Source organism: Bradyrhizobium sp. LA6.8, from assembly GCF_040547935.1.
GTDB classification, from domain to species: domain Bacteria; phylum Pseudomonadota; class Alphaproteobacteria; order Rhizobiales; family Xanthobacteraceae; genus Bradyrhizobium; species Bradyrhizobium barranii.
On the sequence record NZ_JBEPQQ010000013.1, the window covers coordinates 38713 to 58506 of the forward strand.

At 65.3% G+C, this 19794-nt stretch carries 21 protein-coding genes and 1 pseudogene; 10 read left to right on the top strand and 12 right to left on the bottom strand.

What is annotated here, in order from left to right; all coding sequences use genetic code 11:
* Positions 1-274: 274 nt before the first annotated feature.
* The 6 genes and pseudogenes from ABIA90_RS40735 to ABIA90_RS40760 form a co-directional block, all read right to left on the bottom strand.
* Positions 275-573: pseudogene (locus tag ABIA90_RS40735) on the bottom strand (copper-binding protein).
* Positions 574-587: 14 nt separating this feature from the next.
* Complete coding sequence (locus ABIA90_RS40740) at positions 588-1043, bottom strand: cupredoxin domain-containing protein (protein WP_354121253.1); 456 nt, start codon at positions 1041-1043, stop codon at positions 588-590.
* Between the two features lie 35 nt (positions 1044-1078).
* On the bottom strand, positions 1079-2410 hold the full coding sequence (locus ABIA90_RS40745) for a copper oxidase (RefSeq protein WP_354121254.1): 1332 nt from the start codon (positions 2408-2410) through the stop codon (positions 1079-1081).
* A gap of 13 nt (positions 2411-2423) precedes the next feature.
* A complete protein-coding gene (locus tag ABIA90_RS40750) occupies positions 2424-3848 on the bottom strand; it encodes a TolC family protein (RefSeq protein WP_354121255.1) in 1425 nt (474 codons plus the stop codon).
* Positions 3849-3857: 9 nt separating this feature from the next.
* Positions 3858-4142, bottom strand: coding sequence for a hypothetical protein (locus ABIA90_RS40755; protein ID WP_354121256.1), 285 nt, complete (start codon positions 4140-4142; stop codon positions 3858-3860).
* A 79-nt stretch (positions 4143-4221) separates the two neighbouring features.
* Positions 4222-4659 (bottom strand): hypothetical protein, encoded by a 438-nt coding sequence (locus ABIA90_RS40760; protein ID WP_354121257.1) that lies wholly within the window; start codon positions 4657-4659, stop codon positions 4222-4224.
* 150 nt (positions 4660-4809) lie between these two features.
* Here ABIA90_RS40760 and ABIA90_RS40765 point away from each other — a divergent pair, with 150 nt between their 5' ends.
* A complete protein-coding gene (locus tag ABIA90_RS40765) occupies positions 4810-6075 on the top strand; it encodes an MFS transporter (protein WP_354121258.1) in 1266 nt (421 codons plus the stop codon).
* On the opposite strand, the gene ABIA90_RS40770 is transcribed toward ABIA90_RS40765, so the two are convergent.
* Together ABIA90_RS40770 and ABIA90_RS40775 are read right to left on the bottom strand one after the other, a co-directional pair.
* Positions 6072-6449 (bottom strand): DUF4864 domain-containing protein, encoded by a 378-nt coding sequence (locus tag ABIA90_RS40770; protein WP_354121259.1) that lies wholly within the window; start codon positions 6447-6449, stop codon positions 6072-6074. The genes ABIA90_RS40765 and ABIA90_RS40770 overlap by 4 nt on opposite strands.
* 79 nt (positions 6450-6528) lie before the next feature.
* Positions 6529-7179: a TetR/AcrR family transcriptional regulator gene (locus tag ABIA90_RS40775; RefSeq protein WP_193560905.1), complete on the bottom strand. Its 651-nt coding sequence runs from the start codon at positions 7177-7179 to the stop codon at positions 6529-6531.
* 239 nt (positions 7180-7418) lie between these two features.
* Here ABIA90_RS40775 and ABIA90_RS40780 point away from each other — a divergent pair, with 239 nt between their 5' ends.
* Genes ABIA90_RS40780 through ABIA90_RS40790 form a run of 3 tightly spaced genes read left to right on the top strand, consistent with a single transcriptional unit; the run spans position 7419 to position 11222 of the window.
* Complete coding sequence (locus ABIA90_RS40780; RefSeq protein ID WP_041955025.1) at positions 7419-7916, top strand: (2Fe-2S)-binding protein; 498 nt, start codon at positions 7419-7421, stop codon at positions 7914-7916.
* Entirely contained in the window at positions 7913-8968 is a 1056-nt protein-coding gene (locus ABIA90_RS40785) for an FAD binding domain-containing protein (protein ID WP_354121260.1), read from the top strand. The genes ABIA90_RS40780 and ABIA90_RS40785 overlap by 4 nt, the downstream gene beginning before the upstream one ends.
* Entirely contained in the window at positions 8961-11222 is a 2262-nt protein-coding gene (locus tag ABIA90_RS40790; protein ID WP_354121261.1) for a xanthine dehydrogenase family protein molybdopterin-binding subunit, read from the top strand. Before ABIA90_RS40785 ends, ABIA90_RS40790 begins: the two co-directional genes overlap by 8 nt.
* Before the next feature lie 43 nt (positions 11223-11265).
* Here the strand turns inward: ABIA90_RS40790 and ABIA90_RS40795 are convergent, their stop codons facing one another.
* Positions 11266-11418, bottom strand: a complete 153-nt coding sequence (locus ABIA90_RS40795; protein ID WP_166082130.1) for a hypothetical protein — start codon at positions 11416-11418, stop codon at positions 11266-11268.
* Between the two features lie 146 nt (positions 11419-11564).
* On the bottom strand, positions 11565-12113 hold the full coding sequence (locus ABIA90_RS40800; protein ID WP_014497670.1) for a cupin domain-containing protein: 549 nt from the start codon (positions 12111-12113) through the stop codon (positions 11565-11567).
* Positions 12114-12262: 149 nt separating this feature from the next.
* Here ABIA90_RS40800 and aptA point away from each other — a divergent pair, with 149 nt between their 5' ends.
* Positions 12263-13591 carry an omega-aminotransferase AptA gene (gene aptA / locus ABIA90_RS40805; RefSeq protein WP_063986675.1) on the top strand — a complete coding sequence of 443 codons (1329 nt, stop codon included), beginning with the start codon at positions 12263-12265 and terminating at the stop codon, positions 13589-13591.
* Positions 13592-13661: 70 nt separating this feature from the next.
* Entirely contained in the window at positions 13662-14927 is a 1266-nt protein-coding gene (locus ABIA90_RS40810; protein ID WP_354121262.1) for a D-amino acid dehydrogenase, read from the top strand.
* Positions 14928-15192: 265 nt separating this feature from the next.
* Here the strand turns inward: ABIA90_RS40810 and ABIA90_RS40815 are convergent, their stop codons facing one another.
* Positions 15193-15846 (bottom strand): helix-turn-helix domain-containing protein, encoded by a 654-nt coding sequence (locus ABIA90_RS40815; protein ID WP_354098102.1) that lies wholly within the window; start codon positions 15844-15846, stop codon positions 15193-15195.
* Positions 15847-16025: 179 nt separating this feature from the next.
* Between ABIA90_RS40815 and ABIA90_RS40820 the strand changes: the two genes are divergently transcribed.
* Genes ABIA90_RS40820 through ABIA90_RS40835 form a run of 4 tightly spaced genes read left to right on the top strand, consistent with a single transcriptional unit; the run spans position 16026 to position 19491 of the window.
* Positions 16026-16784, top strand: a complete 759-nt coding sequence (locus ABIA90_RS40820) for an ABC transporter substrate-binding protein (protein WP_354121263.1) — start codon at positions 16026-16028, stop codon at positions 16782-16784.
* A 26-nt stretch (positions 16785-16810) separates the two neighbouring features.
* Positions 16811-17464: an amino acid ABC transporter permease gene (locus ABIA90_RS40825; RefSeq protein WP_354121264.1), complete on the top strand. Its 654-nt coding sequence runs from the start codon at positions 16811-16813 to the stop codon at positions 17462-17464.
* Positions 17461-18192, top strand: coding sequence for an amino acid ABC transporter ATP-binding protein (locus ABIA90_RS40830; RefSeq protein ID WP_063985380.1), 732 nt, complete (start codon positions 17461-17463; stop codon positions 18190-18192). The genes ABIA90_RS40825 and ABIA90_RS40830 overlap by 4 nt, the downstream gene beginning before the upstream one ends.
* Positions 18193-18204: 12 nt before the next feature.
* On the top strand, positions 18205-19491 hold the full coding sequence (locus tag ABIA90_RS40835) for an NAD(P)/FAD-dependent oxidoreductase (RefSeq protein ID WP_354121265.1): 1287 nt from the start codon (positions 18205-18207) through the stop codon (positions 19489-19491).
* A gap of 56 nt (positions 19492-19547) precedes the next feature.
* Here ABIA90_RS40835 and ABIA90_RS40840 read toward each other — a convergent pair whose 3' ends face one another.
* On the bottom strand, positions 19548-19784 hold the full coding sequence (locus tag ABIA90_RS40840) for a hypothetical protein (protein WP_071916403.1): 237 nt from the start codon (positions 19782-19784) through the stop codon (positions 19548-19550).
* Positions 19785-19794: the final 10 nt, after the last annotated feature.

A 19794-nucleotide genomic window follows, 5' to 3' on the forward strand; every position in this document is an offset into this window, starting at 1 on the left:
CACCGCACTGGCGTCCACGGGGGACCTCCCGTTCTACGCGGCTGACGACACTCGACTTCACCCGGCAATTCTTGCCGGGTGTATGGTTAGCAAAGGGTTAACGGAGGGTGCGGCAGGAGGTCAGACTGGGGTGTTTCGGGCACCTGGCAGGGACGAAGTCGTCATGCCCGGGCTTGTCCCGCCTGCGCGGCCGAAGGCGTGGATGGCCGGGACGGGCCCGGCCATGACGCTGTGGAAGCGTTTGGCGCCAAAATCAGCTGCGGAGGACGTAGCCCTACTTCGCCTTCTGCATCGTCGTCACCGTATACCCCGAAGCCGCCTCCTCGGCCTCGAAGGTCACCTTGTCGCCGACCTTCACCTGCTTGAGCAAAGCGGGGTCCTTGACGCGATAGACCATGGTCATGGGTTCATCCATGCCGAGGCTTTTCGCCGGTCCGTGCTTGTGATCTTGCCGGCGCCCTCGTCGATCTTCTTGACCTCGCCGCTGATCGCGGCGCCCTGGGCTGCGAAGGCCTCCGCGGCAAGACCGACGGTCAGCGCCAGCGCTGCGGCGATACGGATGGTGCGGTTCATGGGCGTCTTCCTCGTTACTTCACGGTGACGTGGCCGACCATGCCGTAGTCGCGATGGTCGGGAATCAGGCAGGAGAATTCGAACGTGCCGGCCTTGCTGAACTTCCAGAGGATCTCGGCCGTCTTGTTCGGTGCGAGCCTGACGCCATTGGGATCGTCGTGCTCCATATGCGGATGCTTCTTCATCTCCACGGCATGCGCGAGATTCTCCTTCGTGGTGGCGAGCAGGAATTCGTGGTCCTCCTTGCCGACATTGCGCAGCACGAAACGAATCTGCTCGCCGCGTTTGACCTCGATCCTGGCGGGCGCGTAGTCCATCTCGTTCAGCAGGACCTCGATCGTGCGCGCGGGCTTCCTGGGATCGCCGGGCTCGCCGGCCGAAAAGGTCCCATGCCCGTGCTGGTCGTGGGCAAATGCCGGCGCAGTCGAAAGCGCGGCCAGCGCAAGTCCGAGTTTGATCGTCTTCTTCATCTTGTTCTCCAGTTGGTGGTGGTTCATCGAAACGCTCACATCTTCATGTTCTTCATCGGCGCGCCTTGCTGCCGCGCCGGCTCGGCGGCCGGTGGCGTGACCTCGTAGGCAACGGTGCCTTGCGGGAATTGGTAGGGGCCGGGATTGCGGTAATCGTCGCGCGCGAGGTCCTCGCGGATCTTCATCACCGTGAACATGCCGCCCATCTCGATCGGGCCGAACTGACCGGTGCCGGTCATCATCGGCAGCGTGTTGTCGGGCGCGGGCATCTCCATGTTGCCCATGGCCATGCCGGTCGAGCCCATCGCCATGCTGTCAGGTGCGAGCTTGCCGACGGCCTTGGCGAGGTCCTTGCGCGACACGCCGATCAGATTGCGCACCTCGTGCCCCATCGCGTTCATGGTGTGGTGCGACTTGTGGCAATGGAACGCCCAGTCGCCGGGATTGTCGGCGAGCACGTCGAACACGCGCACCGCGCCGACCGGCACGTCGGTGGTCGTCTCCGGATATTGCGCGCTCTCCGGAATCCAGCCGCCATCGGTGCAGGTCACCGCAAAGCTGTGGCCGTGCAGATGAATCGGATGGTTGGTCATGCTGAGATTGCCGATGCGCACGCGCACCTTGTCGCCGAGCCGCACCGGCAAGGGATCGATGCCGGGAAACACCCGCGAATTCCAGGTCCACATGTTGAAGTCGGTCATCTCGTTGACCTGCGGCAGGTATGTGCCGGGATCGACGCGATAGGTGCTCATCACGAAGACGAAGTCGCGGTCGACAGGCCGGAAGCTTTGATCGCGCGGATGCACGACCACCATGCCCATCATGCCCATCGCCATCTGCACCATCTCGTCGGAATGCGGGTGGTACATGAAGGTCCCGCTCTTCTTCATCTCGAACTCGTAGACGAAGGTTTTTCCCGGCTGGATGTGCGGCTGCGTCAGTCCGCCGACACCGTCCATGCCGCTGGGAATGATCATGCCGTGCCAGTGCACGGTGGTGTATTCGGGCAGTCTGTTGGTGACGAAGACACGAATCTTGTCGCCTTCGACCGCCTCGATGGTCGGGCCCGGTGACTGGCCGTTATAGCCCCACAGATTCACTTTCATGCCTTCGGCGAACTCGCGCACCACGGGTTCGGCGACGAGATGGAATTCCTTCCAGTCGCCGTTCATGCGGAACGGCAGTGACCAGCCGTTCAGCGTGACCACGGGGCGGTAGTCCGGGCCGCTGATCGGATGCAGCGGCGGCTGCATCACCACCTTGTCCATGTGAGGCGCTTCCGGAATGGACGCGGCCTGCACACGGCCGCTGACGGCTGACGCGCTGGCAAGCGCGGCGGTGCCCAAAAATCCTCGGCGGGAATACATGTTGGCCTCCATCTCAGTGACCGCCATCGGCAGGCGCTGCCGCGGCGATGGTGGTTGAAGTGTCGCCGCCCGACGCAGGTGCGCCGCCGCCGTTGACGGCAGTCTGGAGGTCGGACTGGGCGAGGAAGAGTTTTTGCTTGGCATCGATCGCGCCGCGCAGCGACGCCAGGCGCTGCCGCGCTTCGGTGAGCAGCGCGAAAATATCGACCTGCATGCTGGAGAAGCGCAGCTGCATCTCCTCGGTGATGATCTTGCGCAGGGGCAGGATCTCGCGCTGATAGTGGCTGGCGATGTCGTAGGTCGAGCGATAGGCGCGATAAGCGTCGCGCGCTTCGGAGCGAACGTTCACGGCGCGCTCGGTCAGGCGGTTGAAGGCGAGATTGTAGGTCTCCGCCGCTTGCCGCACGCGCACCTCGCCGCCGTCGAAGATCGGGATCTGGAACTGCACGTCAAAACCGCGTTCGCGGAACGGCGGGCCCTCGGGATCCTGGGTGCGGCGAGAGATGCCGGCGAGGTCGAGCAGCGTGACAAAGCGCGTCGCCTCGGTGAGGTTGAGTGACTTTGCCAGCGCCGTCAGCTCCAGCCGCGCGATCTGAAGATCGATGCGATGGGCAACCGCATCGGCTTCGATCGAGGGCAGAGCCTGCGGCCGGCGCGGCAGCGGTGGCAGTTGATCGGGCAGACGGAAGTCGAGGCCGCCGTCCCACAGCCCCATCAGGCGCGCGAGCCTTTCGCGCGCGCTCGTTGCCGCCTGCCGCGCGGTGGCGAGGTCGGCCGTGGTCTCGGCATAAAACACTTGTTCGCGGGCCTGATCGAGCTTGTTGATCGAGCCGGTCTCGCCGAGTTTGACCGCGAGCTGTGCAGTCGATTCCGCCGTCGCCTTCGCGTCGGTGAGCAGCACCACCATTTCGTTGCCGGCGACTGCGCGGACATAGGCGCGCCGGACATCGGCGGCCAGCCGCAGCGTCGCCAACGCCGCGCGCAATTGCGCCTGACGGAAACGGTCGCGGGCGATCTCGGAGCGGAACGGCAGGGCGGCCAGCGCGAGGATGTCGCCAACCACCTGACGCTCTATCTCGCTGGCGCCATTGCCTGAGATTCGCGAGATCGAGAACACGGGATTGGGCGGCAGGCTCTGCTCGACGAGTTCGGTCTCGGCCAGCGCCAGCTCGTTATAGGTCGCTTGCAGTCCCTTGTTGTTGAGCAGCGCGATCTGCACGGCCGTCTCGGTGGTCAGCGTGCGTGCCAGCAAGCGGCGGACGGTCGCGTTGACGGCCTCCGCACCTTCGGCCGTTCGCACGAAGGCGACGTCCTTGTTGATGGTCTGGCTGGTGAGGTCCGAGACCGTCGTCATGCCTCCGTCCGGCGAGAATGCCATGCAGCCGGAGAGTCCCAGCGCAGTGAGCACCAGCAGGCCCCGCGCAAAATGATGCGTCATGGCGCGCCCCTACCGGTCTTGCTTCGGCTGCGGTGCGACAGCGTCGTTGCGGTCGCGCCATGGCCCCGGCGTCGCAGGCCGCAGGCTGGTGTAGGGCGTAATCGTCGAGCGATAGCCGACGCGCGCGACCTTCGCCGCAGGATCGGCAGGATCGGCGCCGGCCACGGGCACAGTTGCCGGCATGCAGCCGGACAATATCAACGCGGTTGCGGCCAGCAGCGGCCAATTGAATCGAACGTGTCGTCCACGCGCCGCGGATGCGGCGGCGAACTTCGCCCCGGAAAGCGTAAGCATGAGTCATCCCTGATCTGTCGTAGAGACCACAGGTTCGCGCGCGCAGATGCGCGTGCGGCCCTGACGTCGTCGCGTCAGATCAGGCGATGGGAGGGCGGTAGAGCTGGGGCGGCGCCGCGCTGTGCAGGCTGGCCACGATCTCGGGCGCGCAGGCGGAGACCGGCTGCAGCGGCTTGGCGACGCCGGGCAGGTCGGCCGGCAGGGCGCTCACGCACATCATCGCGCAGCATGGGCCAGCCTTGCCGTCATGGTGATGTTGGACGGGCGCGTCCTGTGCGGCAGCCTGGTGATGCGCGTGCATGCCTGCGTGGTCATGCGACACACCGTCATGCACGTGGCCGGCCTGCATCTGGTGATGCACCGGCACAAGATCGGCGAGGAGTGCGTCGTCGAGGCACGGCGCCGGGCCGCTGCCCCAGGCGAGGGCTGCTGCCGGCGCGAGCACGCAGAACAGATAGGCGAGGGCGATGATCCGCCCCACCCTGATCCGCATCGATCGCGTCAATCGCAACAGCATTCCGCCGACAGGCTCCTCGCGCGGCAATCTTGCACACGCAGATTGCAAACTAATGGCAAAGCGCGGCTTCGCCAAGCATCTTCTTACCGCAGTGCACCGCGCATGCCCAATATCGCGGCACGTTGCTTGACCGCGCGGCGATCAGCGAACATGGTCCGGCCCGTGCACGCGCCAAATCTTCCAGGACAGAGACCGGCCTCATTCACCCCTGATTCGCGTCAGGCTTGGGTGCGGCTGTTGCTCGCGCTGCTGATCGGTTCGGTCGGTGGCGTCGGCATGTGGGCGGTCGTCGTGGTGATTCCCGTCGTGCAGACCGAGTTCGCCGCCACGCGTGCTGCGGTGTCGCTGGCCTTCACACTGATGATGTTCGGTTTCGGCCTCGGCGGCGTGATCGCCGGCAAGATCACCGACAAGTTCGGCATCGTGCCGGCGATGGCGATCAGCATCGCTTTCATCGGCGTTGCCAATGTGCTGGCGGGGCTCTCGACCCAGCTCTGGCAGTTCGTCGCGGCCTATTTCCTGATCGGGCTCGGCACCTCGGCGACCTTCGCGCCTCTAATGGCGGAGGCCTCGCACTGGTTCGAGCGCTATCGCGGACTTGCCGTGACCATCGTCGCGAGCGGCAATTACGTCGCGGGCACGATGTGGCCGCCGCTCATCAGCGAGGGCATGCAGACGATCGGCTGGCGCACCACGCATATCGGCATCGCCCTCGTTTGCGTGGTCTTGATGACGATCCTGGTGCTGGTCCTGCGCGCACAGATGGGCGACGACAAGGTCCGCAATCACGCCAATGCGCGGCCGCCGCAGGTCGATCTCAAGCTTTCGACCAATACGCTGACCGTGCTGCTCTCGATCGCCAGCATCTCCTGCTGCGTCGCCATGGCGATGCCGCAGGTGCACATCGTCGCCTATTGCGGCGATCTCGGTTACGGCGTGGCGCGCGGCGCCGAGATGCTGTCGCTGATGATGGCCTGCGGCATCGTCAGCCGCATCGGCTCGGGTTACCTTGCCGACAAGATCGGCGGCATCCGCACGCTGCTGGTCGGATCGCTGGCGCAGGGCTTTGCACTGGTGTTCTATCTGTTCTTCGACAGCCTGACTTCGCTCTATCTGATCTCCGCGATGTTCGGCCTGTTCCAGGGCGGCATCGTGCCGAGCTACGCCATCATCGTGCGCGAGGCGATGCCGGCGAGCGAGGCCGCAACCCGCGTCGGCATCGTGATCTTTGCCTCGGTGTTCGGCATGTCCTTCGGCGGCTGGGTGTCGGGCGTCATCTTCGACGCGACGGGCTCCTACGCTGCGGCGTTCGCGAACGGCGTGGCGTGGAATGCCCTCAATGTCGGCATCGTCTTGACGCTGCTGATCCGGTCGCGAATGAACGCGGTCAAGACGGGACCGGGTTTTGCGACCTAGACTTCTCGTCCCACCTTCAGCAGCGAGCAACCGGTGATCTTGTAGCTGCCGTCGGCCTGCTGCTCGAGCGTGTACAGCGCCTCCCAGGCTTCGCCATTGGCGTCGATGATGTGGACGTGCTGGGAGATCCAGTTGCCTTCGCTCCTGCTCTCGCCAAATTCAAAACTCTTGTGCCGGTAGACCGGCGCGTAGCCGTTTTGCACCATGGACATGAAGATATCGGGAGCGGGGAAGATTTCCCTGATCGCCGGCGCTGCGTGGGAATAGGCCGCCGCAGCGTCGTCGCGCGCAAAGGCCTGCTCCTGGGCACGGATGACGCCCTGTGCCGCAGTAACGTCGGCGGCGCATGCTGGAGCGGCACCAAGGGTAATCATAAGGGCATGCGCATGACAGGCTCCGCGTTGAAATCCCGGCGATGCTGATCCTAGCACGCCCTCAGGGAGATACGGCGCGCTATCGCTTCCGTTTCACCGCCGGCTTTGCGGGCTTGGCGGCGCGCGCCTTGGCCTTGGTGCCGGACTTGCCGGCCGGCTGCACCCGCAGCCCGTCGACGAACACGTCGAGCATGCGCAGCACCGAGGATTGCCAGCCGGGCTGGTCGTGCATGTAGCACATGCCGACGAGTGCCCTGAGCAGATCCTCCGGGCTGACATCGCCGCGCATCTGGCCGGCCGCGACCGCGCGGTCGAGCAGCGAGCCGATCGCCTTGGTCAGCCGGTCCATCGAGAATGCCGCGAGTTCCGATGAGCTCTGGAACGTCAGCGCCAGCGCGGCCGACATGCCCTTTTTTGTGGCAACGAATTCGACGTTGGAGCGCAGCCAGCGCCGCAGCGCGTCGACTGGATCCTTGGCATTCTTCAATTGCTCGGCGAGCTCGCTGAGCTGCTCGACCTCGCGCCGGTACACCGCCTCGAACAAATCCTCGCGAGTTGGAAAATGCCGATAGAGCGTGCCGATGCCGACCCCGGCGCGTTTGGCGACGGCTTCCAGGCTTGCCTCGGGACCGCCCGCGTTGAACACGATTTTCGCCGCCTCGAGCACGCGCTCGCGATTGCGCACGGCATCGGCGCGGGGCTTCCGAATCTGGTCGGTCTGGTCGTCCATGGCGGCAATGTAGATCACGAATTGGTTAGATTGAACCCTAGCAAGGCTGCATCGCGTTGTATGCGCACGGGCTTTCGACGAATTCCAAATATTTTCGGGCGGCCCTTGTTAAGCGGAGGGTGCCTCCGTATCTTCCTCCAGATGTTGGCCGGGTTCCGCCTGGCCAACGCATATCGACAGCGGCCACGGAGGTGGCGCGCTGAGCGATGACTCATGTCCATATCTGATCGGAGCCTTGTATGAACCACTCCATCAGCCTCACCGTGAACGGTGCGCGGCGCGACTTCGTCCTCGACGATCCGCGCGTCACGCTGCTCGATCTCCTGCGTGAGCGCCTCCATCTGACCGGAACCAAGAAGGGATGCGATCGCGGCCAGTGCGGCGCCTGCACCATTCTCGTCGACGGCAAGCGCATCAACTCCTGTCTCGCGCTCGCCATCAGCCATGATGGCGCCGACATCCTCACCATCGAAGGCGTGGCGCGCGGCGACCAGCTTCATCCCGTGCAGGCGGCCTTCATCGCCCATGACGGATTCCAGTGCGGCTTCTGCACGCCCGGCCAGATCATGAGCGCGATCGGCATGATGCAAGAGGCGCAGGCCGGCAACGATCCCGAGCGCATCCGCGAATGCATGAGCGGCAATCTCTGCCGCTGCGGCGCTTATGCCGGCATCGTCGATGCCGTGCTGGAAGCCCAGGCCGGCACGGACGAATCCAATCAGAGGCGCTCCGCATGAAACCGTTCGATTATATCAGGCCGGCCACAGTGGCCGAGGCCGTTGCGGCGGCCGCTCAGCCGGGCGCTGTTTATCTCGCCGCCGGCACCAATCTGCTCGATCTGATGAAGGGCGGCGTCAGCCGGCCGGATCGTCTGGTCGATGTCACGCATCTCGATGGGCTCGATCAGATCGAGACTCTCGCTGACGGATCGTTGCGCATCGGCGCGCTGGTGGGCAACGCCGATCTCGCGCATGACGCAAACTTCGCGAAATCCTACCCGGCCGTCGCTGAAGCGCTGCTGTCCGGTGCGTCCGCGCAACTGCGCAATGCCGCGACCGTCGGCGGCAATTTGCTGCAACGGACGCGCTGCGCTTATTTCTACGACACCGCCAGCCACTGCAACAAGCGCGAGGCAGGCTCGGGCTGCGACGCCCGTGAGGGCGAGAACCGCACCCATGCCGTGCTCGGCTGGAGCGAAAGCTGTATCGCTACGCATCCGTCGGACTTCTGCGTGCCTCTGGTCGCGCTTGATGCCGTCGTCGAGATCGAGGGCAGGAACGGCCGCCGCGAGATCGCGCTCGACGCGCTGCATCGCCTGCCGGGCCATACGCCCGAGCGTGAATCGGCGCTCGAGCCCGGCGACCTCATCGTCGCGGTGCGCCTGCCGCCTGCCGCACGCAGCTTTGCCGCACATGCGCGCTATCTGAAAGTTCGCGAGCGCACGTCTTACGCGTTCGCCGTGGTCTCGACCGCGGCTGCGTTGCGGATCGAGAACGGCAAGATCGCGGAGGCGCGGCTGACGCTCGGCGGCGTCGCCGCAAAGCCCTGGCGTGCCCGCGCCGCGGAAGATGTGCTCAAGGGCGTCGCGCCGACGAGCGACGCTTTTCAGGAAGCCGCCTGGCGCGCGCTTACCGACGCAAAGCCGTCCGGCGACAACGCCTTCAAGATCGAGCTCGCACGCCGCATCGTCGTGCGCGCGCTGACCCTTGCCGCTGCCGGTACGCCCGCGCGTATTCCCGCGCTGCCGGCCTCTCCCTTTGCCTCGACGTCCGGAGCCATCCATGCCTGAGCTTAATCTATCCAGCTCTCCCGCCCATCTGCGCCACGGCTCGAACATCGGTCAGCCCCTGACCCGGCGCGACGGCGTCCTCAAGGTCAAGGGGCAGGCGACCTATGCCGCCGACAACCATCCGCCCGGCATGCTGTTTGCCGTGATGGCGGTCGCCAGCATCGCGCATGGCCGCGTCACCTCGCTCGATGTCGCCGCCGCAAAACGCCATCCCGGCGTCGTCGATGTGATGACGCCTGACCACAAGCCGCAGCTCGCAATCGATCCGGAGATCAAGACCAATCCGTTCGTGTTCCGGATGGAGGTGTTGCAAAGCGACGAGGTCCGCTACGCCAACCAGCCCATCGCCGTCGTGATCGCCGAGACGCTGGAGGCGGCGACGGAAGGCGCGGCGCTACTGGCGCCGCGCTACGAGACGCTGCCTGCGCTGGTCGGCCTCGATGCCGGCGAGAGTTATGTGCCGCCGGTCGTGGGCGTCGGCAACCCCACCGAAAATCACCTCGGCGATGTCGAGGCCGGCCTTGCCTCGGCCGAGAAGCAGATCGACGCGGTTTACGAAACGCCGCCGCAATATCACAACGCGATGGAGCCGCACGCGATCGTGGCCGCATGGAATGGCGACAGTCTGCAGATCGATATGCCGACCCAAGGTCTCATGCTGTCGCTTGCGCGCGTTGCCGAGTTGTTCGGGATCGCGCACGACAAGATCCACATCCGCAGCCCTTTCCTCGGCGGTGGCTTTGGCTCGAAGGGGCTGATGGCTGGTCCGCCGGTCCTCGGCATCATGGCGGCAAAGCTGGTCGGCAAGCCGGTCAAGCTGGTACTGCGCCGTGAGCAGATGTACGGCCCGGTCGGTCACCGTGCACCGACGCGTCAGCGGCTGCGCATCGGCACGGACGGCGAAGGGCGCCTGACCGCGCTCGATCATCACGCCAGAACCGTGTCGAGCACGTTTGACGATTTCTACGAGCCGGCCGCGGATGCCTCGCACACGCTCTACACCAGTCCGGCGATTCGCACCTCGCATGACGCCGTGCGCGTCAACACCGGGACGCCGCTGTTCATGCGTGCGCCCGGCGAGGCCACCGGCTCGATCGCGCTCGAAAGCGCGATCGACGAGATGGCCTGGGCCTGCGGCATCGATCCGCTGGCTTTCCGCCTGAAGAACTACGCCGAGGTCGAACCCATCACGGGAAAGCCGTTCTCGTCGAAGGCGCTGCGTGCCTGCTACGAGCACGGCGCGGCGCGCTTCGGCTGGTCGAAGCGTTCGCTCCAGCCCCGGCAGATGCGTGATGATGCCGGCCTTCTCGTCGGCTGGGGCATGGGCACGGCGACCTTCCCGGCGCTGATGTTCCAGGCCGAAGCGCGCGCGGTGCTCCGCCGCGACGGCAGCGGCGCGATGGAGATCGGCGCGCATGACATGGGGCAGGGCGCCTGGACGGCGCTCGCCCAGATCGCGGCCGACGAACTTGGCCTCGATATCGACCGCGTCGAGTTCAAGGCTGGTTCATCCGACTTGCCCGACGCCGGCATTGCCGGTGGTTCGGCGCACACCGCGACCGCGGGTGCTGCGATCCATAGCGCCGGTGCGGCCGTGGTCGCAAAGCTCGCCGATCTCGCCACCAGTGACGAGCGCTCGCCGCTGTTCGGTGCCGGCAATGCCGGCGTGATCGCGCGCGACGGCAGGCTGATCCGGCGCGACGACGAGAGCCGCGGCGAGAGCTACGTCGAGATCCTCGCCCGTGCGGGCGTTGCCGAGATCGAGGCCCGCGGCACCGGTGCGCCAAATCCTGCGGCGATGGAGGAGTATGCGATGCACGCCCATGGCGCGGTGTTCGCGGAGGTGAAGGTCGATCCCGAGCTCGGCCAGGTCCGCGTCACCCGCATGGTCGGCGCGTTCGCTGCGGGGCGCATCGTCAATCCGCATCTGGTGAAGAGCCAGCTGTTCGGCGGCATGATCTGGGGCATGTCGTTCGCACTGCACGAGGAAGCCATCACCGATCGTCGCAGCGGGCGGATCATGAATGCCAATCTCGGCGAGTACCATATCCCGGTGAATGCCGACGTGCCGCCGCTCGACGTGATCACGGTCGAGGAGCACGATCCGCATGTGAATGCGCTCGGCATCAAGGGCGTCGGGGAGATCGGCATCACCGGCAGCGCCGGCGCGGTCGCCAACGCGGTGTGGCATGCGACCGGCGTGCGTGTCCGCCGCTTTCCGATCAAGATCGAGGAGTTGCTGACGCAGCGTTGAGGCAAAAAGGCGGGACGAGATCTTCTCGTTCCGCCGCGTCCTGCTAATGCAGTTTCTTGCGGAGCGCCTTCAGCGCTTCTCGCTGCGTCTCGATGTAGTCGGCAATAGCCTTACGCAGCTCCTGCGAATGGAGCTTGTCGGTGTCGCGCTGCACCTCATCGAGCGCAGCCTCTGCATTGGCGAGCGTGATCTTCATCTTCGAGCCCAGTTATGAAGCGGCGCCGGAATGTCTCTCGGCTTGGGTTCGCAACATATAGAGGGTCGACGCGCGGAGATTGAGATGTCTCAAGATCCGTAAGATACCGGGGCACTCCGTAAGATTCCGGATAATGTCGATGCGCCTCAAAACGTCGGCGGCGTGCACGCCGAGATCACTTCGCACGGCTTGCCGCCGACGCAGCGGAAGCGATGCGGGCGACGGCTCTCGAAATAATAGGCGTCGCCCGGATTGAGGATGCGGCGCTCGTCTTCGACGGTGACTTCGAGCTTCCCCGAGATCACGATGCCACCTTCCTCGCCGTCATGGACGAGGTGAACGCGTCCGGTGTCGCTGCCGGGCTCGTAGCGCTCTTTCAAAATCTGCAGGCTGCGGCCGAACAGATTGTCGCCGATCTGGCGATACGAGATCGGCTTCTTGCCGACCTCGGTCAGCTCCTCCGCACGGTAGAAGATCTTGCGCCGCGACTCCGGCTCCAGCGCGAAAAACTCGGCGAGCCCCATCGGGATGCCGTCGAGGATGCGCTTGAGTGCGCCGACCGACGGGTTCATCTGGTTGGATTCGATCAGCGAGATCGTCGAATTGGTGACCCCGGCGCGCTTGGCGAGCTCGCGCTGCGACAGCTTGTGGTGCGCCCGGATGAATCGCAGCCGTCCACCGATGTCGACGCTCATGCCCCTGGTCCCTGTTGCAGGTGTTGCGGATCGCGCAAATATGGACCGGCAGCCCCAGTGAAATCAATGGCTTGCAGGTGACCAGAAAAGGACTTGTTGCGCTTCCGAAGCCGTGCCTCTGCTATCCGGTCAGCAAAGGAGCGTGGCCCGTGACCCTTCATCAGATTCCGAACACTATCAAGACCGACTCGTTCTGGATGCCGTTCACGGCCAACCGTCAGTTCAAGAAGGCGCCGCGCCTGTTCTCCTCGGCCGAGGGCATGCACTACACCACCGTCGACGGCCGCAAGGTGATCGACGGCTCCGCCGGCCTCTGGTGCGTCAATGCCGGCCACGGCCGCAAGCAGATCGCCGCGGCGGTCGAGCGCCAGCTGATGACGCTGGACTTCGCGCCGTCGTTCCAGATGGGCCACCCGCTCGCATTCGACTTCGCCGAGCGTCTCGCCGAGATCGCGCCGAAGGGCCTCGACCGCATTTTCTTCACCAATTCCGGCTCCGAGTCGGTCGACACTGCGCTGAAGATCGCACTCGCCTATCACCGCGCCAACGGCCAGGCGAGCCGCACTCGCCTGATCGGCCGCGAGCGCGGCTATCACGGCGTCGGCTTCGGCGGCATGTCGGTCGGCGGCATGGTCGCCAATCGCCGCGCCTTCGCGACCCATCTTCCGGGCGTCGACCACATCCGCCACACCCACGATCTCACCCGCAACGCCTTCGCCAAGGACCAGCCTGAGCATGGCGCCGAGCTCGCCGACGATCTCGAGCGTCTGGTCGGCCTGCACGGCGCCGAGACGATCGCGGCCGTTATCGTCGAGCCGGTGCCGGGCTCGACCGCCGTGCTGCCGCCGCCGAAGGGCTATCTCAAGCGTCTGCGCGAGATCTGCGACAAGCACGGCATTCTCCTCATCTTCGACGAGGTCATCACCGGCTTCGGCCGCCTCGGCACGCCGTTCGCCGCCGACTTCTTCGGCGTTACGCCGGACCTGATGACGACGGCCAAGGGCATCACCAACGGCACCATTCCCTGCGGCGCGGTGTTCGCGAGCCGCAAGGTTCACGACGGCCTGATGGTCGGCCCGGAGAACCAGATGGAGCTGTTCCACGGCTACACCTATTCGGCGCATCCGACGGCCTGCGCCGCCGGCATCGCGACGCTCGACATCTACAAGGACGAGGGCCTGCTCACGCGCGGTGCGTCGATTGCCGAATACTGGGGCGATGCGCTGCATTCGCTGAAGGGTCTGCCGAACGTCGTCGACATCCGCAATTGCGGCCTGATGGGCGCGGTAGAGCTGTCGTCGCGTGACGGTGCGGTCGGCGCGCGTGGTTACGACGTCATGGTCGATTGCTTCAATCGCGGTCTGTACTTCCGCATGAGCGGCGACTCCTTTGCGCTGTCGCCCCCGCTCATCGTCGAGAAGAGCCATATCGACGATATGGTCTCGATCCTCGGCGACGCCATCAAGCGGGTGGCCTGATAATTGCTCTCGCCGTTGCGGAGTTTGTTCTTGCAGCGGCGAGCGTGATGCCGCGGGAGTTTGACGAAGCGTGAAAGTTCTGATCCTCGGCAGCGGTGTCATCGGTGTCACCTCTGCCTACTACCTTGCGCGTGCCGGACATGAGGTGACGGTCGTCGACCGTCAGCCCGAGCCGGCGCTGGAGACCTCTTTCGCCAACGCGGGCGAGGTGTCGCCCGGCTATTCGTCGCCCTGGGCCGGCCCCGGGGTGCCGGTGAAGGCGATCAAATGGCTGCTGATGAAGCACGGCCCGCTGGTGATCCGGCCGAAGCTCGACCCCGTGATGTGGGTCTGGCTCTCCAAGATGCTGCGCAACTGCACCAGCGCGCGTTACGCGGTCAACAAGAGCCGGATGATCCCGATCGCGGAATACAGCCGCGATTGCCTGCGCGACCTGCGCCGCGACATCGGCATCCAGTATGACGAGCGTTCGCAGGGCACGCTGCAGCTGTTCCGCTACCAGGCGCAGCTCGATGGCACTGGTGAGGACATCGCCGTGCTCAAGCAGTATGGCGTTCCATTCGAGGTGCTGAGCCGGGAAGGCTGCATCGCGGTCGAGCCGGCGCTCGCCGCCGTGAAGGAGAAGTTCGCCGGCGGGCTTCGCCTGCCGCAGGACGAGACCGGTGACTGCCACATGTTCACGCAGGCGCTGGCCAGGCATGCCGAAGCGCTCGGCGTTCGCTTCATGTTCAACACCGGCATCGATCGCATTGTCACGGATGGCGCGCGCGTCAGTGGTGTCGTGACCAGTGCGGGCACGTTGCAGGCCGATGCCTACGTTCTCGCGCTCGGAAGCTGGTCGTCGCGGCTCGTTGCACCGCTCGGCATCTCATTGCCGGTCTATCCGGTGAAGGGCTATTCGATCACGGTGCCGATCAAGGACGCTGCCGGCGCGCCGGAATCGACCGTGATGGACGAGAGCTACAAGGTCGCGATCACCCGCCTCGGCAATCGCATCCGCGTCGGCGGCACTGCCGAGATATCCGGCTATTCGAGCCAGCTCTACGACGCCCGCCGCGCCACGCTCGATCACTCGCTGACCGATCTGTTCCCGCGCGGCGGCGATCTCTCCAAGGCGACGTTCTGGAGCGGCCTGCGTCCGATGACGCCGGACGGCCCGCCGGTGATCGGCCCGACGCAATACGGCAACCTCCACCTCAACACCGGCCATGGCACGCTCGGCTGGACCATGTCCTGCGGCTCCGGCCGCGTGCTCGCGGACATGCTGTCGGGCAGGAAGCCGGAGGTCGATGTGAGTGCGCTGACGGTGGACCGGTACAAGTATCGGTTCGGCTAAGACTCTGTCTGCTCGTCATTGCGAGCGCAGCGAAGCAATCCAGTATCTTTCCGCGGTGGCAGCCTGGATTGCTTCGCTGCGCTCGCAATGACGGTGGAGAGGCATCGCTCACTCACTCCCTCTCCGTCACCCTGAGGTGGCCGCTTCTCAGCGGCCCTCGAAGGGCGACGGCCCGGCTCTATCGGGGCCGTGCATCCTTCGAGGCTCGCTGCGCGAGCGCCTCAGGATGATGGGCCTGGAATTGCGCTCGCCGCGCGAAAAGAAGCTACCCCGCCCCCGTCACGCAATTCACCCACAGCACCACAGCCTTCGCATCATTGGCCGGATTGGAAAACCGGTGCGGCCTTCGGCTCGCGAACCGAAAGCTGTCGCCCGTCTTCAGCGACCACGTCTCGCTGTCCACCGTCAGCATCATCTCGCCTTCGAGCACCAGGCCGGCCTCTTCGCCATCGTGAGTGTAGAGCTCGTCACCGGTGGAGCCGCCCGGTTCCAGATGCACCAGGAACAGGTTGAGCTTGTTGTCGGCGCTCGCCGGGCTCAGCAATTGTTTCGATACGCCGGTGCGCCAGAGCTTCAGCTCGGGGCGCTGCAGCCCGCGCGTCACGACCTGATCCGATACGCCGTCGGCACTTGGGCTTGCGCCGAACAGCGCGGCGATGCCGACGCCGAGCACGTCTGCGAGTGTGGCCAGCACGCGCAGCGAGGGCGACGACAGGCCGCGCTCGATCTGGCTGAGGAAACCGATCGACAGATCCGTGCGCGCCGCCACCGTCTCCAGCGAGAATTGCCTGACGCGCCGGAGATCCCGGATGCGGCGGCCGACTGCGACATCCATCGCGGGCTCGGCCGGCTTGGCCTTGACCGGCACCTTCCTGGCCTTCACCGTCCTCGCCGGCTTTGCGGCGGCCGGTTTGCGCATTCTTTTGCCACCGCTCACGTCAAACCGCTTCCTTCATGTGCATGAAAACCGCTTGCATCGCCCGCGAAAGTGTGACCAAATTTTCATATTGGTGAAAATAGGCCGAAACGGCTTGGCCCGCAACGTCTGATCACGACATGCGCGAGCGCCGACATCGGCCAAGCCCAAAGGGGGATGCGATGAAGCGTTTTGGTCTGGCCGCGGTCGCGGCGCTCGCGATTGCAGCGGTGATGCCGGCTTCGGCGCAGCAGGTGCTGAAGGTCGGCTCGACGCCGACAGGCATTCCCTTCACCTTCCTCGACACCAAGACCAACACGATCCAGGGCATCATGGTCGACATCGTCACCGAGATCGGCAAGGACGCCGGCCTCAGCGTGCAGATCGAGCCGATGGCGTTCTCGGCGCTGATCCCGTCGCTCACATCGGGCAAGATCGACATGATTGCGGCGGCGATGTTCATCACCGCGCCGCGCAAGGAGGTCGTCGACTTCTCCGATCCGATCTACACCTACGGCGAAGGCTTGGTGGTCCCGAAGAGCGACACCAAGGCCTATGCCACGCAGGATGATCTGAAGGGCGAGACGGTCGGCGCCCAGGTCGGCACCGCCTTCGTCGATGCGCTGAAGAAGTCCGGCCTGTTCGCCGACGTCAAGGCCTACGACAACATCCCGGACATCCTGCGCGACGTCAACACCGGTCGCCTCAAGGCCGGCTACGCCGACTATCCGATCCTCGCCTACAATCTGAAGCAGGGCGGTTTCCCCGAGGTGCGTCTCGTCGATGGCTACAAGCCCGTCACGGTCGGTTCGGTCGGCATCGGCGTCCGCAAGGGCGAGGCCGCGCTGCTCGGCAAGATCAACGCCTCGTTGGCGAAGCTGAAGGCCAACGGCACCATCGACAAGATCCTCGAGAAGTGGGGTCAGAAGGCGCAGGGTTGATCGACAGAGGCTGGTAAGGCTGTCCGATGAAAGGCTTCTGGCACGACGCCGTCGAGTTCTTCCCGATCCTGATGAGCGGTGTCGTGCTGACGATCGTCGTCACCATCGGCTCGCTGCTGCTCTCGACGGTGCTGGGTCTGATCTGGGCGATGATGCGGGTCTCGGGCATTCGCGTCCTGTCGATGCTCAGTGCCAGCCTGATCAACGTGATCCGCGGCATCCCGATCATCGTGCTGCTGTTCTATCTCTACTTCGTGATGCCGGATCTCGGCGTCACGCTGTCGGCCTTGCAGGCCGCGATCCTCGGGCTCGGCATCGCGTATTCGGCCTATCAGGCCGAGAATTTCCGCGCGGGCATCGAGGCGATCGACAAGGGCCAGATCGAGGCGGCGCAGTCGATCGGCATGGGCTGGTGGCTGACCATGCGCCGCGTGGTGTTGCCGCAGGCGGTGCGCATCGTGCTGCCGCCCTACGGCAACGTCATGATCATGATGCTGAAGGACTCGTCGCAGGCCTCGACCATCACGGTCGCCGAGCTCGCGCTACAAGGCAAGCTGATCGCGTCCTCGACCTTCAAGAACACCAACGTGTTCACGCTTGTGGCGCTGATGTACCTCACCATGAGCATCCCGCTGATCCTGTTGGTCCGTCACTTCGAGAAGCGGGCGGGCAAGAAATGATCGAGCTCACAGACGTCCACAAGAGCTTCGGCCAGAACGAGGTGCTCAAGGGCATCACGGCCTCCGTCCAGAAGGGCGAGGTGGTCTGCATCATTGGCCCCTCGGGCTCCGGCAAGTCGACGATCCTGCGCTGTATCAATGGGCTGGAAAGCTACGACCGCGGCGAGATCAACGTCGAGGGACTGAAGGTCGACCGCGATGCGTCCTCCATCGTGAAAGTCCGCACCCAGGTCTCGATGGTGTTCCAGCGCTTCAACCTATTCCCGCATCGCACCGTGCTGGAAAACGTCGTCGAAGGCCCGCTCTTTGTAAAGAAGGAGCCGCGTGCGCAGGTGCTCGAGCGCGGCCGCGCGCTGCTCGGTCAGGTGGGCCTCGCCGAAAAGGCCGATGCGCATCCGCCGCAGCTCTCCGGCGGCCAGCAGCAGCGCGTCGCGATCGCGCGCGCACTCGCGATGCAGCCAAAGGCGATCCTGTTCGACGAACCGACTTCGGCGCTCGATCCCGAGCTGGTCGGTGACGTGCTCGGCGTGATGCGCAAGCTCGCCGATGACGGCATGACCATGGTCGTCGTCACCCACGAGATGGGCTTTGCCCGCGACGTCGCCGACCGCGTGCTCTTCATCGACGGCGGCGTCATCGTCGAGCAGGGCGCGGCGAAGGCCGTCCTCAATCAACCCCAGCACCCGCGCACGCAGGACTTTTTACGCCGCGTGCTGCATCCGCTCTGATCGGTTCTCGTCATGACTATGCGCCTGCCTCTGCCGCCCTCGCTCTATGCCGACACCGCCGTCGCGCCGGTTGCCACGCCGCCGCTCGATGTCGACAAGACCGTCTCCGTTGCTATCGTCGGCGGCGGCTACACCGGGCTGTCCACGGCTTTGCATCTGGCGGAGCAAGGTGTCGAGGCGCTGGTGCTGGAGGCGCAGGAACCTGGTTGGGGCGCATCGGGCAATAATGGTGGTCACACCAATCCCGGCTTGAAGCATGACCCCGATCAGATCGAGGCTGATTTCGGCGCCGAGCTCGGCCGCCGCATGATCGACTTCTCCTACGGCACGACCAATTTCACGCACGACCTGATCCGCCGCTACCAGATCCCCTGCGAAGCGCGGCAGAATGGCACGCTGCGCGCGGCCTACAACGAGGCCAGCGCCGCCGCGATCGAGAAGACGGCGCAGCAATGCATCCGCCGCGGCATGCCGGTGACATATCTGAACCGCGAGCAGCTGCGCGAGATGACCGGCACCGACCGCTACATCGGCGCGATGCTGGACACGCGCGGCGGCGATCTGCATCCGCTCAGCTACGCCCGCGGTCTTGCGCGCGCTGCGATCTCCGCGGGCGCGAAGGTCCATGGCGAGACGCCGGCGCTGTCGCTCCGTCGCGACGGCGCGCGCTGGCGCATCGAGACGCCGCGCGCGGTGGTGCATGCCGACAAGGTCCTGCTCGCCACCAACGGCTTCACCGACGATCTCTGGCCGGCGCTCCGCCGTACCATCGTGCCGGTATTCTCCTCGATTGCCGCCACCGCGCCGCTCTCCGACGCGGTCGCCCGTTCGATCATGCCGACAAGGCCGGTGCTCTACGAGAGCGGCCACATCACGGTCTATTACCGGATCGATCAGCACAACCGCCTCTTGATGGGCGGTCGCGGCCCGATGCGCTGGATCAAGTCGCCCAACGACGTCGCCTATCTCATGCGTTATGCCGAGCGGCTATGGCCGCAGCTCAAGGGCGCCGCGTGGTCGCATGGCTGGAACAGCCGGCTCGCCATCACCAAGGATCATTATCCGCATGTGCACGAGCCGGCGGAAAACATCCTAATCTCGCTCGGCTGCAACGGCCGCGGCGTCGCGCTCTCGACCGCGATGGGCGCGCAGCTCGCGCGCCGGCTGATCGGCGGTGCCAAGGCCGAGATCGACATGCCCGTCACAGGCATCAAGCCGATCCCGATGCACGCGTTCTGGCCCTTGGGGGTTACGACTGCTGTGATCGCGGGCCGGGTGCGGGATCGGCTGGGCGTTTGAAGAAGAAGGCGCCGCCCCGTCAGGAGCGACGCCTTGCATGACTTGCAGATAGGGCGTCAGCAGCGGCCCTGTTTCCACAGGCCGGGCGGGCAGCCCCTGCCGCGCCAGCCGACCTTGCGCCCGTGATGCCATCCGGGAGGAGTGGCATGGCGGTGTCCATGGTATCCGCCATGATGGCCGTGACCGTGGCCATGGCCGTGACCATGTCCGTGTCCGCCTCTGGCGAATGCGGCGTTTGGCATGGTGAAGCCGGCCGCGATGATCAGTGTCGCGGCGAGCGCAAGTTTCTTCATCCGAAATCTC

Coding starts and splice junctions, on each gene's coding strand:
- ABIA90_RS40790 (WP_354121261.1), top strand. CDS start 8,961: ATGCCTGAGCTTAATCTATCCAGCTCTCCCGCCCATCTGCGCCACGGC.
- ABIA90_RS40765 (WP_354121258.1), top strand. CDS start 4,810: ATGGTCCGGCCCGTGCACGCGCCAAATCTTCCAGGACAGAGACCGGCC.
- ABIA90_RS40800 (WP_014497670.1), bottom strand. CDS start 12,113: ATGAGCGTCGACATCGGTGGACGGCTGCGATTCATCCGGGCGCACCAC.
- ABIA90_RS40750 (WP_354121255.1), bottom strand. CDS start 3,848: ATGACGCATCATTTTGCGCGGGGCCTGCTGGTGCTCACTGCGCTGGGA.
- ABIA90_RS40840 (WP_071916403.1), bottom strand. CDS start 19,784: ATGAAGAAACTTGCGCTCGCCGCGACACTGATCATCGCGGCCGGCTTC.
- ABIA90_RS40760 (WP_354121257.1), bottom strand. CDS start 4,659: ATGCTGTTGCGATTGACGCGATCGATGCGGATCAGGGTGGGGCGGATC.
- ABIA90_RS40775 (WP_193560905.1), bottom strand. CDS start 7,179: ATGGACGACCAGACCGACCAGATTCGGAAGCCCCGCGCCGATGCCGTG.
- ABIA90_RS40825 (WP_354121264.1), top strand. CDS start 16,811: ATGAAAGGCTTCTGGCACGACGCCGTCGAGTTCTTCCCGATCCTGATG.
- ABIA90_RS40770 (WP_354121259.1), bottom strand. CDS start 6,449: ATGATTACCCTTGGTGCCGCTCCAGCATGCGCCGCCGACGTTACTGCG.
- ABIA90_RS40795 (WP_166082130.1), bottom strand. CDS start 11,418: ATGAAGATCACGCTCGCCAATGCAGAGGCTGCGCTCGATGAGGTGCAG.
- ABIA90_RS40785 (WP_354121260.1), top strand. CDS start 7,913: ATGAAACCGTTCGATTATATCAGGCCGGCCACAGTGGCCGAGGCCGTT.
- ABIA90_RS40755 (WP_354121256.1), bottom strand. CDS start 4,142: ATGCTTACGCTTTCCGGGGCGAAGTTCGCCGCCGCATCCGCGGCGCGT.
- ABIA90_RS40830 (WP_063985380.1), top strand. CDS start 17,461: ATGATCGAGCTCACAGACGTCCACAAGAGCTTCGGCCAGAACGAGGTG.
- ABIA90_RS40740 (WP_354121253.1), bottom strand. CDS start 1,043: ATGAAGAAGACGATCAAACTCGGACTTGCGCTGGCCGCGCTTTCGACT.
- ABIA90_RS40745 (WP_354121254.1), bottom strand. CDS start 2,410: ATGTATTCCCGCCGAGGATTTTTGGGCACCGCCGCGCTTGCCAGCGCG.
- ABIA90_RS40820 (WP_354121263.1), top strand. CDS start 16,026: ATGAAGCGTTTTGGTCTGGCCGCGGTCGCGGCGCTCGCGATTGCAGCG.
- ABIA90_RS40815 (WP_354098102.1), bottom strand. CDS start 15,846: ATGCGCAAACCGGCCGCCGCAAAGCCGGCGAGGACGGTGAAGGCCAGG.
- ABIA90_RS40780 (WP_041955025.1), top strand. CDS start 7,419: ATGAACCACTCCATCAGCCTCACCGTGAACGGTGCGCGGCGCGACTTC.
- ABIA90_RS40835 (WP_354121265.1), top strand. CDS start 18,205: ATGACTATGCGCCTGCCTCTGCCGCCCTCGCTCTATGCCGACACCGCC.